Source organism: Methylosoma difficile, assembly GCF_054657615.1.
On record NZ_BAAHYJ010000002.1, the window covers coordinates 142406 to 157864 of the forward strand.

Below are 15459 nucleotides of genomic sequence, written 5' to 3' on the forward strand. Positions count from 1 at the left end.
ATCCTTGCTATGCGGTGGCTATTCTGCTAAAAATGCGCGGTTTTATTTAATCTTGTTTCAGGAGTTAATGGATGACCGAAAGTTCTAAATCGAGTGCGTCACCTTTCAGTTTTACACCTTATGTAGAAGTTGAAGGCGAAGAGTACATGAACGAACCTCAATTAAAACATTTTGAAACGATCCTAAAAAATTGGAAAGCCCAATTGATGCATGAGGTTGACCGTACCGTGCATCATATGCAAGACGATGCCGCTAATTTTCCTGACCCTAATGACCGTGCCACGCAAGAGTCAGAATTCAGCTTAGAGCTGCGCACACGTGACCGTGAACGCAAACTCATCAAAAAAATTGATGACGCTTTGAAAGAAATCGAATCGGGCGACTACGGCTATTGCGAATCTTGTGGTATCGAAATTGGTATCCGCCGCTTGGAAGCGCGTCCAACCGCCACGCTGTGCATTGATTGCAAAACCTTAGATGAAATTAGGGAAAAACAAATGGGCTAAGCGTTTGCCGTGCCTGAATCTCTCGTCTACCGAGGCCGGTTTGCCCCATCTCCGACCGGCCCCTTGCATCTCGGATCACTGTACACTGCGCTTGCCAGCTTCTTGCAAGCCCATTCAAAACAAGGCCAATGGCTGCTCCGCATTGATGATTTGGACACACCGCGTAATGTTGCCGGTGCGGCTGACCGCATCCTAAAAACGCTGGATAACTTTGGTTTGCATTGGGATGGTGCGGTCGATTACCAAAGCCAGCATCTGGAAGACTACCAAGCTGCGCTAGAAACGCTTCGCGCTCAACAGCAGGTTTATGCCTGCGTCTGTAGCCGAAAATCATTGGCAGCAATATCATCGTCTGCCATTTATCCCGGCATTTGCCGCAACCAAAACTACAGCGCCGACCAGCCACTCGCTTGGCGCGTCAAAACCGACCACCGACAAATCCACTTTAACGACCTGCTACAAGGCGAGGTCAGCCATCATTTGGCTAGCCAACATGGCGATTTCATTTTAAAACGTAAAGAAGGCATCATCGCTTACCCGCTCGCCGTGGTCGTGGACGATACCCGCCAGCAAATTAACCATATTGTCCGTGGTGTCGATTTGCTTGATGCCACCCCCAAACAAATCTATTTGCAGCAATTGCTGGGTTTGCCTTTGCCTGGTTACATGCATGTGCCGGTGATTGTCGACCAGCAAGGCCAAAAGCTCAGCAAACAGACACTGGCGGCACCCGTTGATGAGTTTGTGCCGCAACTGACAATCTTTAGGCTGTTGCAATGGTTAAGGCAAAATCCACCCGATGAATTACAACAAGCGCCGGTCGCTGAGTTGTTGGCGTGGGCTATTTTACATTGGCAGCCTGATGCCTTAAAAAAAGTGGCATCCATCGCATTACCGTAACCGTTTTACAAGATAACGCGGTATTGCTTGCCTGCACTTTATAGTAAACTACGCCGTTTTATGACTTTGACTACTGCAAGGTGGAGAACAAACGATGGCGATGGACGATAGAGACGGCACTATTTGGCTGGATGGGCAATGGGTTGAATGGCGTGAAGCTAAAGTCCATGTGTTGACGCATACCTTACATTACGGTTTGGGCGTGTTTGAAGGCATTCGTGCGTATCATGCTGAAAAAGGCACGGCCATTTTCAAAATGCAAGACCACACCGACCGCCTGTTCCGCTCGGCGCACATTATGAATATGCCGATGCCTTTTGATAAGGAAGAAATCAATGCGGCGCAGCTTGACGCTTTGCGTAAAAACAACTTGGATGCTGCGTATATCCGCACCATGTGCTTTTTCGGCTCCGAAGGCATGGGCTTGCGTGCCGATAACTTAAAAGTCCACGTCATGGTCGCAGCTTGGTCATGGGGCGCGTATTTGGGTGCGGACAGCATCGAAAAAGGCATCCGCATCCGTACCTCATCGTACACGCGCAACCACCACAACAGCACCATGTGCAAAGCCAAAGCTAACGGCAATTACATCAATTCCATTTTGGCCTTGCAGGAAGCCTTAGCGAACGGCTATGACGAAGCTTTGATGCTCGACCACGAAGGCTTTGCCGCCGAAGGTAGCGCCGAAAACCTGTTCATCATCCGCAACGGCAAAATCTACACGCCAGAAACGACATCCGCCTTGGAAGGTATTACCCGTGACACAGTCATGACCATCGCCAGGGAATGCGGCTACGAAGTCGTTGAAAAACGCATCACCCGTGATGAAATCTACTGCGCGGATGAAGCCTTCTTCACTGGTTCGGCGGCGGAAGTCACGCCGATCAGGGAATTGGACAACCGCAAAATCGGTTGTGGCAGTCGTGGCAAAATCACCGAACAATTGCAAACCTTGTATTTCGATGCTGTTCATGGACGTTTGCCAGGCCATGAAGATTGGCTGACTTACATCGCTTAATAGTACGCGCCCACCATGTCCGCCCCCACCATCTTAGTTATTGGCCCGTCATGGGTGGGCGACATGGTGATGGCGCAAAGTTTGTTTCTTGCCTTAAAACAAGCTGATCCCGATTGCCAAATTGATGTGTTGGCGCCGGCTTGGTCATTCGCACTGCTGGAGCGCATGCCCGAAGTGCGTAAAGCCATTGCCATGCCGCTGACGCATGGGCAATTGGGGGTAGGGCAGCGTTTTAGTTTAGGGAAAAAATTACGCGCCGAGGCTTACGATCAGGCCATTGTCTTGCCCAACTCTTGGAAATCGGCCTTAGTGCCGTTTTTTGCAGGCATTCCTAAACGCACGGGGTATTTGGGCGAAGCACGCTGGGGATTGCTGAACGATGCCCGCAGCCTCGACAAGCAACTTCTGACGATGACCGTGCAGCGTTTTGTCGCGTTGGCCTTAGCGCCTGATGCCCCATTGCCACCGACATGCCCGACACCTGCGCTCACCGTTAGTGCCGCGCAACAACAAGCGGTTATCGACACGTTTGACCTTGATACCGTCCATCCGAAAATCCTCGCCCTTTGTCCGGGTGCCGAATATGGCCCCGCCAAGCGTTGGCCTGCCAGTCATTTTGCCGAAATTGCCCGTCACAAGCTCGACCAAGGCTGGCAAGTATGGCTGTTCGGTTCCGAAAAAGACCAAGCCGTTGCCGCACAAATCAATCACGACGTTTCCGGCTTTTGCCAAGATTTTACTGGGCGGACGACGCTGGGCGAAGCGGTCGATTTGCTGTCGCTGGCGCATACTGTGGTCAGCAACGATTCTGGCCTGATGCATGTCGCCGCCGCACTCAACAAACGGCTGATTGCCTTGTACGGCTCGTCCGATCCTGGATTTACACCGCCGCTTAACAGCCAAGCGCATATCTTGTCGCTAAATCTGGACTGTTCGCCGTGTTTTAAACGCGAATGTCCGCTAGGCCATACCCGTTGTTTGGTCGATTTGTCGCCGCAGCAAGTCTTGGATTTAATCACCATCCGCACCCCGCACGCATGAAAATTGCTATCGTTAAGCTTTCCGCATTGGGCGATATCGTCCACGCGATGGTGGCCTTGCAATTTATCAAAACACAGCAGCCAGATTGCCAAATTGATTGGGTGGTTGAACAAGGTTTTGCCGAGGTGTTAAGGCATAACCCGCACATCGACACTATCCTCACCGTTAACCTAAAAGCCTTAAAAAAAAACCGCTTAGCACTGTTTTCTGAAATCGCCAAAACCCAACGCTATGCCGATAACCACTATGATTTAGTGATTGACGCACAAGGCTTGCTGAAATCTGCCATCACCGCGCGGCTGATCGGTAAACGGGTTGCCGGTTTTGATAAGCAATCTGTCCGCGAAGCCGCCGCCGCGTGGTTTTATCAAGATAAAATCGCCAGCCCCTACGATGCCAATACCATCGACCGCAACGCCAAAATCTTGTCTGCCCCCTTGGGTTTTGGCATCAGCCCCGCGCAAATCCTCGCCAAACAGCCGTTTTTGTTTTACGCCAACGAAGATGTCCGGCTTTACGATTACCTCGCCAAAGACCGCAAAAACATCGTGTTGGTCGTCGGATCTACCTGGCCAAGCCGCAATTATCCGGCGCAACAATATGTGAATGTTGCCAACACCTTGGCAGAAAATTGCCTGGTGGTTTGGGGCAACGACAGCGAACGGCAAACCGCTGAATGGATGGCGGCGCAATCGCCCCACATCATCGCCTTGCCCAAGTTGGATTTGAACAGCCTAAAAGCCCTGATCGCCCATGCCGACTTGCTGATCGGCAACGACACCGGCCCCACCCATTTTGCTTGGGGCTTGAACAGGCCGTCGATTACCTTGTTTGGGCCAACGCCGGTTAGCCGCGTCTACACAACTGACATCAACAAAGTGCTGAAATCGCCGTCGCACGTCAACCCCTACAAGCTGGATAAGCAGGATTTTTCGATTGGACAGATTGCCGAGCAGGCCATTGTTGAACTTGCCCGTCAACTGTTGGCGATAGTTTGATCCATCAAGTTTTGGTACTGTAAACTACGACAACGCAGGCCGCATTGTCGGCTACAGCACCAATGGCACAACCAATAACCGCATCTTTGATTACGATGACAATGACCGCTTAATTGGCTACACCGAAACCGACACCACCGTCAGCAAAGGCTACGAATACGACGCCAACGGCAACCGCAGCGGCATCACCGTTGGCAATGTCCACTACAACTACCTGACTGACCTCACCAACAACCGCCTTAACAGCACAACAGGGCCAGCCACCCGAACCTACAGCTACGATGCCGCCGGCAACCCCTTGGGCGATGGCAGCAAAACCTTCGTCTGGAATGCCAATGGTCGCCTATCAACAGTGACCACTGGCGCAAACACCCACAACTACTACTTTAACGGAAGCGGCGAACGGGTCATCAAAAGCAGCACCAGTTTTACAGCCAGCCCCTTCCGTTATCTCTACGACCCCGCCGGACACCTGATCGGCGAATACAACAAAAGCAACGCCGTTGTCCAAGAAACCCTTTGGTTGGGCGACCTGCCGGTGGCGGTTGTTAGGAAAAGCGCGGGGGTATACAGCTTCTTCCCTATCCACGCCGACCACCTGAACGCCCCGCGTGTTATCCTTAACGCTGCCAACACAGCCGTCTGGCGTTGGGACAACAGCGACGCCTTCGGCCTTGCCCAGCCCAACGAAGACCCCCGACGGTGACGGCGTGGCCTTCACCAACAACCTGCGCTTCCCCGGGCAGTATTACGACAAAGAAACCGGCCTGCATTACAATTACTTCCGGGATTATGACCCGAACACTGGCAGGTACCTTGAAAGTGACCCGATTGGCTTGGCGGGGGGGATTAATACTTATGGGTATGTTAATGGCAATCCAGTAAATTATATTGATCTTGATGGATTACAGAGAGGCAGAACAGGAAGGGGAAGGGATAATGATGAGAGAGGAAGAGACATTTCGACTCCATCAACTCAATCCGGAAGTTGCCCACCTCCTGAAGATGAGGAGGAACGGTGCAAAACGATCATACGCGGATGTCGGCAGGGATGTGTAGACGAGTGGGTAGATGACCCACTTTTTGTTCAAAAGTGGGGAGGAAGCAACGGTAACGAGGCAATCAAGAACTGTATAGCAGTATGTGCCGAATCTTTTGATTGCAATTATTCGAGGTGAAAGTGAACCAAAAAAATGAATTAGCAGAGCTGGCTCAAATTGCCGAGCAAGTACTTGAATGCTTCAATGCGGCCGCAGCAGTGATTGGAGCATCAAACTTAGACCCAAAGCAAGCTAAGGAACATCGTCGTCTTTGGGGGAACATTTACTTATCTGCATGCGACGTACTTAGTAATATTGGGGATATTTGCCCAGAATTAGACCCTTTATCCCCTCAACGTCTACATGAGCATTTACAGAATATAAAGAATCAGACAGAGCCTTAAGGCTGTAGGCGCAATAACCCGTAAGTCGGATGAATGTAAGGTGGATTCGCGCCAGCAATCCACCATTTCGAAGCCTTGATATTCCATTAGCTTGTAGGTTGGGGTGGTTTTCTGGACCAAATGCCTATCTGCTCAACACCCCGCATCATGCGTAAACCTGACGCTTTCCTCTGCCGAACGCCCTAACGCCTTAGCAAACCAAGGGGGTGGCGCGGCAAACACGCTTTGAAATTCTTTCAACTGCTCAACCGCATCAACCACATCCGGTACTTTAATCGGGTAAATATCGGCGCGGATGACTTTTGCCGCCGCCGGGCCGCCGATGGATTGCACAAACAACACATGGCAATCTTTGATTAAATTGGCACGGAACAAACTTCGGTCTTCCGCATCGTCGGCTTCGATGGTCGAGCGTATATCAATCAAACGGTAATCGGTCGCCGACAATTGATAAACCAAAAACCGTATGCACGAGCCAAAATGCCCATTCACCAACGCGTAAGGTGGATTCGCGCCAGCAACCCATCATTTCGAAGCCTTGATGTTCCATTAATGATGGCGGTTTGCTTCGCGAAACCGCCCTACGAGCTACGCGGCCTGATGGCGTTGCAGGCGGATGTCCTTTACACTTGACTCAATCAGAAAATTGCGCTCGGAGCGGAAAATGGGTTGGATTTTAGTCATCAACGTTGGCAGCACGTCAGCCCGTAGGTTGGGGTGACGTCAGGAACCCCAACGATTGATGCATCCAGATGTGTTGGGGTTCGTTCCTCACCCCAACCTACGAGCTGGAGCTACCGTAATTATTTGGGTATGCGCTGCAACACTCATAGCACCATAACCCAAACATTTCAGAGAAAACAAATATGACTGATGATTTATATTTTCACGACGGTAATTTCGTATCTATTTCAATATCGGGATTTGATAACGTATCTATTTGTGAAGTCACCCTTGGGTTGTACAAAAATGCTGACGTACAGAATCGAACCAAGTGCGTAATCACTATTAATAATTGCTCTAGGATTTCTCTAATAGGGGATTTTTTTGAAATCAATAAAAATCATTTTGCAGGTGCTATTGAGGATGGAAGTATCCACCCATACGCAGATGAGCAACGTTTAATATTGCGTATAACTGGTGGATATTTAGAAGTTTTTGGACAGATAAAGGTTGATTGGTTATCCGAATAATGCAATCGAAGCCAAGACGCACTAACGCGTAAGGTGGATTCGCGCCAGCAATCCACCATTTCGAAGCCTTGATGTTCCATTAATGATGGCGGTTTGCTTCGCGAAACCGCCCTACGAGCTACGCGACCTGATGGCGTTGCAGGCGGATGTCCTTTACACTTGACTCAATCAGAAAGTTGCGTTCGGAGCGAAAATGAATTGGACATTAGTCATCAACGTTGGCAGCACGTCAGTTAAAACAGCACTTTTTGGCGATGATTTACAGCTGAAAGCCGCACTTAATGCCAGCCATGATAGCCACGTGTGGCACATCGACGGGCAAGGCTTGAATGGTTTGCCGGTTGCGGTTAGCCAGTCGGCTTTGCTGCCGGTTTCCAATGTTGTCGCCAGTTTCCTGCACAATTGGCGATGTTTGTTGCAAAAAGCCGGGATTGCCTTAACGGCTATTGGACATCGGGTGGTGCACGGCGGCAGTTTGTTCCGGCAGTTGACGGCGATTGATGATGGCTTTTTGGCTAAGCTGGCGACATTGGATGCGTATGCACCGCTGCATAATCCAGCCAATCGCTTGGGCATGGTGGCTGCGCATAAGACCTTCCCTGATGTTGCGCAATTTGCCGTGTTCGATACGGCTTTCCATCGCAGTATGCCGGATATGGCGAGCCGTTATGCCATTCCGGCGCATCTGTCCGCGACGGTGGATTTCCATCGCTTTGGTTTTCATGGCATTTCTTGCCAACACAGCGTGTCGGCGACGGCAAAACGTTTGGGCTGTGCCGTGTCGTCGTTAAACCTGATTGTTTTGCATTTGGGCGGCGGAGCCAGCATAACGGCAATCAAGGCGGGCGTGAGCGTGGATACGTCGATGGGCTTTTCGCCGATGGCAGGTTTGGTGATGGCAAGCCGTTGCGGTGATTTGGACCCCGCCATTGTTTTGGCTTTGCAAAAACAGGGCTGGTCTGCGGAACAACTTGACAGGCTTTTGAATCAGCAAAGCGGCTTGCAAGGCATTTGCGGGGAAACCGATATGCGCGCCATTATCGACCGTGCCGAACAAAACGATGACGCTGCCAAACTGGCGCTGGCGATGTATTGTTACCGCATCAAAAAATACATTGGTGCTTATTGCGCGGTATTGGGCGAGGTTTCTGCCCTGATATTTACTGGCGGTGTCGGCGAACATGCGCCTATAATTCGGGCTAAAGTTTTGGCGGGCTTGGAGCCGTTGGGCTTTGTCTTCGATGAGGCAGCCAATGCCGTCGCCCGCCATAACAGTGACATCAGCACTCACACGGGTACAATCCGGATTTTGGTGATCCGCGCCGAAGAAGAGCGCGAAATTGCCAGACAAATCCAGGTTTTTCAGGCGCAGGCCTAATCATGCAAGAGGATATATGATGGAAGAGACGTTAACGGCTGAAATGTTAGAGACGATGGACGCTTATTGGCGTGCCGCCAATTATTTGTCGGTCGGGCAAATCTATTTGCTGGACAATCCCTTGCTGGACAACCCCTTAAGTTTGGAACACATCAAACCGCGCCTGCTGGGGCATTGGGGAACCACGCCAGGGCTTAACCTGATTAACGTCCATCTCAACCGCCTGATTAATGTTTACGACCTTAATATGATTTTCATCTGTGGCCCAGGCCACGGCGGTCCGGCGATGGTGGCGAACGCTTGGCTGGAAGGCACTTACAGCGAGTATTACCCGAACGTGTCGCTGGACAAGGCCGGTATGCAAGTGCTGTTCAAGCAATTCTCTTTCCCAGGCGGCATCCCCAGCCATGTGGCACCGGAAACGCCCGGTTCCATCCACGAAGGTGGCGAATTGGGCTACGCACTTTCCCACGCCTTTGGTGCGGTTTTCGACAACCCTGATCTGATCGCCTGTTGTGTGGTGGGCGATGGCGAAGCCGAAACCGGCCCGATGGCGGCGGCTTGGCATTCCAATAAATTCTTAAACCCTGCCGTTGATGGTGCGGTGTTGCCGATTTTGCATTTGAACGGCTATAAAATTGCCAATCCAACTATCCTCAGCCGCATCGACGAAGATGAACTTATCAGCTTGTTCGACGGCTACGGCTACCGCCCGTATTTGGTGGAAGGCCATGATCCTGAAATTGTCCACACCCGCCTAGCCAGCGTGCTTGACCAATGCATTGAAGAAATCAAAGCCATCCAATTGCGCGCCCGCAGCGGCGAAGTGACACCGAGGCCAACTTGGCCGATGGTGATTTTGCGCACGCCCAAAGGCTGGACAGGTCCTGTGGTGGTGGATGGCAAAAAAACCGAAGGTTCGTGGCGTTCGCACCAAGTGCCGTTGGCGAATATGGCGGAAAAGCCCGAGCATGTCGGCTTATTGGAAAACTGGCTAAAAAGTTACCGTCCCGATGAGTTATTTGACGAATACGGCGCACCTGCCGCCAAATTGCGTGAATTGGTGCCGAAAGGCCATAAACGCCTGAGCGACAACCCTCATGCCAACGGCGGTTTGTTATTGCGTGATTTACGGATGCCTGATTTCCGCAATTATGCTGTTGAGATTCCCGCACCGGGTGCCATCGACGAAGAAGCGACACGGATCATGGGCCGGTTTTTGCGCGATGTGATGCGGCAAAATCTGGAGCAGGGCAATTTCCGTATTTTTGGCCCGGACGAAACCGCCTCCAACCGCTGGGATGCCTTGTTTGAAGTGACCAACCGCGCGTGGATGGAAGCCATCCATAGCGATGACACCAGTTTGGCGAACGACGGTCGGGTCATGGAAATCTTAAGCGAACACACGTGCCAAGGTTGGCTGGAAGGCTATTTGCTGACGGGTCGGCACGGCTTTTTTTCGTGTTATGAAGCCTTTATCCATATTGTCGATTCCATGTTCAACCAACACGCCAAGTGGTTGAAAACCTGTAACCGCATCCCTTGGCGCAGGCCGGTGGCTTCGCTGAATTATCTACTGACCTCGCATGTCTGGCGGCAAGATCACAATGGCTTTTCGCATCAAGACCCTGGCTTTATTGACCATGTCGTCAACAAAAAAGCCGAAGTGATCCGCGTGTTTTTACCGCCCGACGCCAATACCTTATTGTCAGTGACCGACCATGTTTTGCGCAGCCGCAATTATGTCAACGTTATCGTCGCCGGCAAACAACCCGCGCCGCAATGGCTGGATATGGATGCGGCGGTCAAGCATTGCGAAGCGGGCATCAGTGTGTGGGATTGGGCCAGCAATGATGCTGGTGAAGCCCCTGATGTGGTCATGGCTTGTGCGGGTGATGTACCCACCTTGGAAACCTTGGCGGCGGTCGATTGGCTGCGAAGTGAAGTGCCGGAACTGAAAATCCGCGTCGTCAATGTTGTCAATTTGATGAAATTGCAGCCCAAAAATGAGCATCCCAATGGTTTGTCCGACACCGATTTTGACGACTTGTTTACCTTGGACAAACCCATCATTTTTGCCTACCACGGCTATCCGTGGCTGATCCACCGCCTGACCTACCGCCGCAACAACCACGCCAATCTCCATGCCCGTGGCTATAAGGAAGAAGGCACCACTTCCACGCCGTTTGATATGGTGGTCATGAACGAATTGGACCGCTTCCATCTGGCAATGGATGTTATTGACCGCATTCCGGCTTTGCAGCATAAAGCGGTTTATCTGAAACAGGCTTTACGGAATAAATTGGTCGACCATAAGCATTACATCCGCCAATACGGCGAAGATATGCCTGAAATCCGCAACTGGCGTTGGCCTTCTGCCCATACCTTGCCGAAGGATGAGGGTACAACCGATGAAGCAGAAGCCTTCAGTTAAATCATGGCAATTGGCAAAGCGTGACGGGTGATCGGAAATCTGTTTGCAGCGATGTAAACTTTTCATAGGATTTCCGCTCTATCCCCTAGTAAATTTCCTATAACAGCCCGATAAAACGGGCTATTTCACTGGTAAAAACATGATAAACACTTTATTTACCCCGCTGCAAGTTGGCGCGTATACACTTCCCAACCGTATCATCATGGCGCCGTTGACACGTATGCGCGCGCCGCAAGCGACCCCGACCGATTTGATGGCCACTTACTACCGCCAGCGCGCCAGTGCCGGGTTAATCATTACCGAAGCCACCGCCATTTCGCCGCAAGCGATTGGTTATCCGAATATTCCTGGCATTTTTACCGAAGAACACGTAGCCGCTTGGCAAAAAATCACTTCGGCTGTCCACGCCGAAAATGGCACGGTGTTTTTGCAGCTCTGGCATGTAGGACGCATTTCCCATCCCGACTTCCACGGCGGCGAACTGCCGGTTGCACCTTCTGCCATTGCCCCGCAAGGCCAAGCGGTCACATTCAATGGTATGCAAGCTTTTGTAACGCCACGCGCTTTGGCTTTGGAAGAATTGCCCAGCATCGTCAACCAATATCGTTACGCGGCTCAATTGGCAAAAGCGGCAGGTTTTGATGGCGTGGAAATCCACAGTGCCAACGGTTATTTGCTCGACCAATTCCTGCGCGATGGCAGCAACCAGCGCACAGACAGCTACGGCGGTTCTTTCGAAAACCGCTACCGCTTATTGCAGGAAGTCACCCAAGCGGTGGTGGATGTGTGGGGTGCGGATAAGGTCGGCCTGCGCCTTTCACCCAGCGGTACGTTTAACGATATGAGCGATTCCGATCCAACCGCGTTGTTCACTTACGTGGTCGAACAATTGAACAGCTTTAACTTGGCTTATTTGCATTTGGTAGACGCGCTGGAATCGGACATCCGCCACGGTGCCAAAGTGGTCGATTTGGCGGTACTGCGCGCCGCGTACCAAGGCTGTTTGTTGGTTTGCGGTGGTTATGACCAGGCGCGAGGCCATCAGGCCATTGCCGACGGCTTAGCCGATGCCGTTGCTTACGGCGAGTTGTACATTGCCAATCCTGATTTGGTCGGACGATTCAAGCAAAATGCGCCGTTAAATAAGCCCGATGCATCAACTTACTATGGGGGCGACGAACACGGTTATACCGATTATCCGTTTTTGACTTAAGACAAAGCTGCTCTTTCTAAAAGTCGGGTGTTTTGCAGGGTTGCTTAAGGCATGACACATAAAATTAACGGATACTGCCCAAACTTAAGATACTGGCGCATTTTGTGCTTTAGCGGTTGATTATTAAGGAGCTGCAAAAAATTATTTTTGTCGTTTTGTAGGCAAGCATCAGCAAACGCTAAAACTTATTGATGCAAAACCCATCACATAAAAAGGCTAAATGTTGATGCAGTGCGTAAATTAATGGATAATTACGCGTTTTTTAACGTATTTATATTGTTTTATTATGCAAATTACGATGCTTAAAGCAAAATTACATAGGGCAACCGTAACCCGTTCGGAGTTGGGTTATGAAGGCTCTTGCGCGATTGATAGCGCGATCCTTGATTTATCAGGCATCAGAGAATACGAACAAATCCAAATTTACAACATCAACAACGGTGCGCGTTTTACCACTTATGCCATTCGTGCCGAAGCCGGTACAGGCATTTTTTCGGTAAATGGTGCGGCGGCACGTTTGGCCTGTCCTGGCGATTTGATTATTGTCTGTGCTTATGCAGTATTAGATCAGCAAGAGGCCGATAGCCACTCGCCGACACTGATTTATTTTAACGAGAAAAACGAAGTCGTCCGTTCCGCTTCGGCGATTCCTGTCCAACCTGCCTAAAATTACCCTTGTTTTGCCGTTGGGTAATCCACGGCAACTGCCTATCCAGTTGTGAGCTGCGGTCATCATGACCGCGCCACTTACAGTTAAAGCCATAACCGTTGTCGTACAGATTGCATACAGCAACGCTTGTCTGTATCCTCCCTAGCCATGCAAATACATCTGATTTCAGTCGGCAACCGTATGCCCAGCTGGGTGCAGTCCGGTTATGAAGAATACGCCAAACGCTTGCCCCGCGAGTGCGAACTGGTATTAAAAGAGATACCTGCCGGTAAGCGCGGCAAAAACAGTGATGTTGCACGCATTGTCAAAGACGAGGGCGAACGCATGCTGGCTGCCATGCCGTCCGCTGCGCATGTGGTCACCCTGGATATTCCGGGCAAGTTGTGGACGACCGAAGAATTGGCGCAAGCCCTGCAAGCTTGGCAAAACCTAGGCCAACCCATTGCCCTGATGGTGGGTGGCCCTGAAGGATTGGCTGACGCCGTCAAAGATAAGGCGCGGCAATCTTGGAGCTTGTCACGTCTGACCTTCCCGCATCCTTTGGTGCGGGTCGTGGTTGCCGAACAGGTGTACCGCGCTTGGAGCCTACTTAACAACCATCCTTATCATCGCTAATGTCCGCACAGATTATCTTGGCTTCCGCCTCGCCCCGCCGTCGTGAACTGCTTGAACAAATCAATGTCCGTTACCGCGTCCATGTCGCCGATATTGACGAAACGCCGCTGGTTGGCGAGCCACCTTTGGCTTATGTCCAACGCATGGCGGCAGAAAAATCCTTGGCTTGCCAAATGCGTATCGGCAGCGATTTGCCAGTGCTGGCGGCGGACACCACCGTTGTACAAGACGGGCTGATAATGGGCAAACCGCAAAACCAAGCCGAGGCTTTGGCTATGCTGGCGCGCTTGTCCGGCAAAAGCCATCAGGTTTACACGGCGGTTTCTTTACGAGGACTTGAACATGGTCAAGTTGTTAGCGTCACAGAGGTGACGTTTAAAACTTTAACTGAAGCCGAAATGCTGGCGTATTGGCAAACCGGTGAACCGGCCGATAAAGCAGGCAGCTACGCCATCCAAGGTCGTGGCGCCTTATTTGTTGCATCCATTAAAGGGAGCTTTTCGGGTGTGGTCGGCTTGCCGCTGTTTGAAACTGCCGCTTTATTAACCCAACAAGGTATTCCCGTATTGCATGAGTGAAGAAATTTTAATCAACGTCACCCCGCCGGAAACCCGCGTTGCGGTCATTGAAAACGGCGTGTTGCAAGAGCTGATTATCGAACGCACCCGCGAACGCGGTTTGGTCGGTAACATCTACAAAGGTGAGGTGTGCCGAGTTTTGCCGGGGATGCAGGCGGCGTTTGTCGATATTGGCCTGCCACGGGCGGCGTTTTTGCATTTGTCGGACTTATGCGCCAAAGATTTGGAAAAGAAAGGTTCGGAAAATATCGAGCATTACCTGCACGAAGGTCAAAACTTAGTGGTGCAAGTGGTTAAAGACCCGCTGGGCAGCAAAGGCGCGCGCCTGACGACAGAAATTTCCATCCCGTCGCGTTTTCAAGTTTATATGCCGTACTCCAGCTCGTCCGGCGTATCGCAGCGTATTGAACAAGAAGCCGAGCGCTTGCGCCTGAGGACTTGTCTGGACAATTTCCGTAAAGAAAACCAATGCGGCGGTTTTATTGCCCGTACCGCTGCCGAATGTGTGGAAGAATCGGTATTGCTGGCGGATATGACTTTTCTGGTCAAATTATGGGAATCTATTTTCGCCAAAATTCCAGAAGCCAAGCCCAAACAGCTCATCCATAAAGACTTGCCGTTAAGCGTCAGAACCCTAAGGGATGTGTACAAAGAAGGCATTGAGCGGATACGGGTCGACTCACGCGAAACTTACCTGCGTTTGCTGGAGTTTGCCGAGGTGTTTGTGCCGGAAATTGTGCCGGTGGTTGAGCATTATGCCGGCGAATGTCCGGTGTTCGACATCTACAGTGTCGAAGATGAAATCAAAAAAGCCTTGGAACGCAAAGTTAAGCTCAAGTCTGGCGGGCATTTGGTGTTCGACCAAACAGAAGCGATGACCACGGTTGATGTCAATACCGGTGGGTATGTCGGCGGGCGCAATTTGGAAGAAACGATTTTCAAGACCAATTTGGAAGCCGCGCAAACCATTGCCCGGCAATTGCGCCTCCGCAATTTGGGCGGCATTATCATCATCGATTTCATCGACATGAAAAGCGATGAGCATAAACGCCAAGTGTTGCAGGCCTTGGAACGCAACTTGGAAAAAGACCGCGCCAAAACCAAGATCACCGAAGTGTCGGTATTGGGTTTGGTGGAGATGACCCGCAAGCGTACCCGCGAAAGTCTTGAACATATTCTCTGCGAACCGTGCAGCGCTTGCGGCGGGCGCGGCGTGTTGAAGACTGCTGAATCGGTGTGTCTGGAAATTTTCCGTGAAATTATCCGCGAAGTGCGTTTGTATAAAGTCAAAAACCTGTTGGTGCTGGCTTCAAATGGCGTTGTGGAGATGTTGCTGGATGAAGAAGCCGATATGCTGGCTGAATTGGAGACTTTTTTGGGTGTGCAAATCAAGTTTCGGGCGGAAGCCGAGTACAACCAGGAGCAATACGATGTTGTGCTGCTGTAAATTCCCCGCCTTTTCGAATTGGGC

17 protein-coding genes are annotated in these 15459 nt (G+C 51.1%); 16 read left to right on the forward strand and 1 reads right to left on the reverse strand.

Annotated features, from left to right (window positions below):
* Positions 1-71: 71 nt before the first annotated feature.
* The 8 genes from dksA (at position 72) to ACYQ1O_RS06120 (ending at position 5907) form a co-directional block, all read left to right on the forward strand.
* Positions 72-506, forward strand: coding sequence for an RNA polymerase-binding protein DksA (gene dksA, locus ACYQ1O_RS06085; RefSeq protein ID WP_459990763.1), 435 nt, complete (start codon positions 72-74; stop codon positions 504-506).
* A gap of 9 nt (positions 507-515) precedes the next feature.
* Positions 516-1406, forward strand: a complete 891-nt coding sequence (gene gluQRS / locus ACYQ1O_RS06090; protein WP_459990764.1) for a tRNA glutamyl-Q(34) synthetase GluQRS — start codon at positions 516-518, stop codon at positions 1404-1406.
* A 94-nt stretch (positions 1407-1500) separates the two neighbouring features.
* Positions 1501-2424, forward strand: coding sequence for a branched-chain amino acid transaminase (locus ACYQ1O_RS06095; RefSeq protein ID WP_459990765.1), 924 nt, complete (start codon positions 1501-1503; stop codon positions 2422-2424).
* 15 nt (positions 2425-2439) lie between these two features.
* The gene (gene waaF / locus ACYQ1O_RS06100) at positions 2440-3465 is read left to right on the forward strand and encodes a lipopolysaccharide heptosyltransferase II (protein ID WP_459990766.1); all 1026 of its coding nucleotides are present in this window, start codon (positions 2440-2442) and stop codon (positions 3463-3465) included.
* Positions 3462-4463: a lipopolysaccharide heptosyltransferase I gene (gene waaC / locus ACYQ1O_RS06105; RefSeq protein WP_459990767.1), complete on the forward strand. Its 1002-nt coding sequence runs from the start codon at positions 3462-3464 to the stop codon at positions 4461-4463. Before waaF ends, waaC begins: the two co-directional genes overlap by 4 nt.
* 43 nt (positions 4464-4506) lie before the next feature.
* Entirely contained in the window at positions 4507-5169 is a 663-nt protein-coding gene (locus tag ACYQ1O_RS16895) for an RHS repeat domain-containing protein (protein ID WP_488199429.1), read from the forward strand.
* A gap of 4 nt (positions 5170-5173) precedes the next feature.
* Positions 5174-5641, forward strand: coding sequence for an RHS repeat-associated core domain-containing protein (locus tag ACYQ1O_RS06115; protein WP_459990769.1), 468 nt, complete (start codon positions 5174-5176; stop codon positions 5639-5641).
* A 2-nt stretch (positions 5642-5643) separates the two neighbouring features.
* Complete coding sequence (locus ACYQ1O_RS06120) at positions 5644-5907, forward strand: hypothetical protein (RefSeq protein ID WP_459990770.1); 264 nt, start codon at positions 5644-5646, stop codon at positions 5905-5907.
* A gap of 132 nt (positions 5908-6039) precedes the next feature.
* On the opposite strand, the gene ACYQ1O_RS06125 is transcribed toward ACYQ1O_RS06120, so the two are convergent.
* Entirely contained in the window at positions 6040-6399 is a 360-nt protein-coding gene (locus tag ACYQ1O_RS06125; protein ID WP_459990771.1) for a NifB/NifX family molybdenum-iron cluster-binding protein, read from the reverse strand.
* Positions 6400-6773: 374 nt separating this feature from the next.
* Here ACYQ1O_RS06125 and ACYQ1O_RS06130 point away from each other — a divergent pair, with 374 nt between their 5' ends.
* The 8 genes from ACYQ1O_RS06130 to rng all read left to right on the forward strand — a co-directional run bounded on the left by ACYQ1O_RS06130 (position 6774) and on the right by rng (position 15435).
* Complete coding sequence (locus ACYQ1O_RS06130; protein ID WP_459990772.1) at positions 6774-7100, forward strand: hypothetical protein; 327 nt, start codon at positions 6774-6776, stop codon at positions 7098-7100.
* Between the two features lie 193 nt (positions 7101-7293).
* Positions 7294-8478 carry an acetate/propionate family kinase gene (locus tag ACYQ1O_RS06135; protein ID WP_459990773.1) on the forward strand — a complete coding sequence of 395 codons (1185 nt, stop codon included), beginning with the start codon at positions 7294-7296 and terminating at the stop codon, positions 8476-8478.
* Positions 8479-8494: 16 nt separating this feature from the next.
* On the forward strand, positions 8495-10912 hold the full coding sequence (locus ACYQ1O_RS06140; protein ID WP_459990774.1) for a phosphoketolase family protein: 2418 nt from the start codon (positions 8495-8497) through the stop codon (positions 10910-10912).
* A 139-nt stretch (positions 10913-11051) separates the two neighbouring features.
* Positions 11052-12125: an alkene reductase gene (locus ACYQ1O_RS06145; RefSeq protein ID WP_459990775.1), complete on the forward strand. Its 1074-nt coding sequence runs from the start codon at positions 11052-11054 to the stop codon at positions 12123-12125.
* A 286-nt stretch (positions 12126-12411) separates the two neighbouring features.
* Positions 12412-12792 (forward strand): aspartate 1-decarboxylase, encoded by a 381-nt coding sequence (panD, locus tag ACYQ1O_RS06150; protein WP_459990776.1) that lies wholly within the window; start codon positions 12412-12414, stop codon positions 12790-12792.
* A 150-nt stretch (positions 12793-12942) separates the two neighbouring features.
* Complete coding sequence (gene rlmH, locus ACYQ1O_RS06155; RefSeq protein ID WP_459990777.1) at positions 12943-13410, forward strand: 23S rRNA (pseudouridine(1915)-N(3))-methyltransferase RlmH; 468 nt, start codon at positions 12943-12945, stop codon at positions 13408-13410.
* Positions 13410-13988: a Maf family protein gene (locus tag ACYQ1O_RS06160; RefSeq protein WP_459990778.1), complete on the forward strand. Its 579-nt coding sequence runs from the start codon at positions 13410-13412 to the stop codon at positions 13986-13988. The genes rlmH and ACYQ1O_RS06160 overlap by 1 nt, the downstream gene beginning before the upstream one ends.
* Positions 13981-15435 (forward strand): ribonuclease G, encoded by a 1455-nt coding sequence (gene rng, locus ACYQ1O_RS06165; protein ID WP_459990779.1) that lies wholly within the window; start codon positions 13981-13983, stop codon positions 15433-15435. The genes ACYQ1O_RS06160 and rng overlap by 8 nt, the downstream gene beginning before the upstream one ends.
* The last annotated feature ends 24 nt before the right edge of the window (positions 15436-15459 follow it).

Excerpts from the sequence above, each read along its gene's own strand:
- dksA (WP_459990763.1), top strand. The coding sequence starts at position 72 with ATGACCGAAAGTTCTAAATCGAGTGCGTCACCTTTCAGTTTTACACCT.
- ACYQ1O_RS06095 (WP_459990765.1), top strand. The coding sequence starts at position 1,501 with ATGGCGATGGACGATAGAGACGGCACTATTTGGCTGGATGGGCAATGG.
- waaF (WP_459990766.1), top strand. The coding sequence starts at position 2,440 with ATGTCCGCCCCCACCATCTTAGTTATTGGCCCGTCATGGGTGGGCGAC.
- waaC (WP_459990767.1), top strand. The coding sequence starts at position 3,462 with ATGAAAATTGCTATCGTTAAGCTTTCCGCATTGGGCGATATCGTCCAC.
- ACYQ1O_RS06130 (WP_459990772.1), top strand. The coding sequence starts at position 6,774 with ATGACTGATGATTTATATTTTCACGACGGTAATTTCGTATCTATTTCA.
- ACYQ1O_RS06135 (WP_459990773.1), top strand. The coding sequence starts at position 7,294 with ATGAATTGGACATTAGTCATCAACGTTGGCAGCACGTCAGTTAAAACA.
- ACYQ1O_RS06140 (WP_459990774.1), top strand. The coding sequence starts at position 8,495 with ATGATGGAAGAGACGTTAACGGCTGAAATGTTAGAGACGATGGACGCT.
- ACYQ1O_RS06145 (WP_459990775.1), top strand. The coding sequence starts at position 11,052 with ATGATAAACACTTTATTTACCCCGCTGCAAGTTGGCGCGTATACACTT.
- panD (WP_459990776.1), top strand. The coding sequence starts at position 12,412 with ATGCAAATTACGATGCTTAAAGCAAAATTACATAGGGCAACCGTAACC.
- rlmH (WP_459990777.1), top strand. The coding sequence starts at position 12,943 with ATGCAAATACATCTGATTTCAGTCGGCAACCGTATGCCCAGCTGGGTG.
- ACYQ1O_RS06160 (WP_459990778.1), top strand. The coding sequence starts at position 13,410 with ATGTCCGCACAGATTATCTTGGCTTCCGCCTCGCCCCGCCGTCGTGAA.
- rng (WP_459990779.1), top strand. The coding sequence starts at position 13,981 with ATGAGTGAAGAAATTTTAATCAACGTCACCCCGCCGGAAACCCGCGTT.